We start from the raw sequence: 696 nt of genomic DNA, 5'->3' as shown, positions 1-696 counted from the left end.
AGGAGACGTTGCGGACGGTTACGGATGTGCCGCTGGTGGTGAGGGTGCCGCTCCAGATCTGGGTGATGGTCTGGCCGTTGCCGAGGGTCCAGCGGGTGGTCCAGCCGTTGATCGTGGAGCTGCCGGCCGTGATGGTGACCTCACCCTGGAAGCCGCCCTGCCAGGAGCTAATGGTGCGGTAGCTGGCGGTGCAGGCGCCGTCGGCTGGCGGGGTCGTGGGTGGCGCGGTGGTCGGCGGCGCGGTGGTGGGCGGCGCGGTGGTCGGCGGTGCCGTGGTCGGCGGGGCGGTCGTCGGCGACCCGGTCGGGCCGGGGCCGGCGGCGTTCAGGGCGTTGAGGACCGAGGTGTACGCGGCCTTCTTGTTGCCGCCGCCGTCGAACAGCAGCGGACTCTCGTTGGAACGCCAGGAGTCGCTGTCGCGGACGCCCCAGACGGTGATGCCGATGCAACGCTGGACGTTCATGCAGGCCTGGGTCAACCCGGCGTACTGGGTGGTGGAGGAGTTCGTGACGTCCACCTCGGTCAGTGCCACGTCCACCCCGAGGGCGGCGAAGCTGGACAGGGTGGTCTGGAAGTTTCCGGGTAGGGAGCTGCCGCCGGTGAAGTGGGTTTGCAGTCCGACGCAGTCGATGGGGACGCCGCGGGACTTGAAGTCCTGGATCATGCGGTAGACGCCCTGGGTTTTGGCGTAGGACC

General features: G+C 69.4%; 1 protein-coding gene. It reads right to left on the bottom strand.

Going from position 1 to position 696, the window contains the following annotated elements; genetic code table 11:
* Nucleotides 1-696, bottom strand: a 696-nt coding sequence (locus ACFOX0_RS34235) for an endo-1,4-beta-xylanase (RefSeq protein ID WP_377553848.1), incomplete at both ends; no start/stop codon positions are given.

It is taken from the genome of Micromonospora zhanjiangensis, assembly GCF_042650605.1.
In the GTDB taxonomy this organism is placed as follows: Bacteria; Actinomycetota; Actinomycetes; order Mycobacteriales; family Micromonosporaceae; genus Micromonospora_J; species Micromonospora_J zhanjiangensis.
Note: the sequence above shows the minus strand (reverse complement) of the source record. Positions and strands in the feature narration are given on the sequence as shown.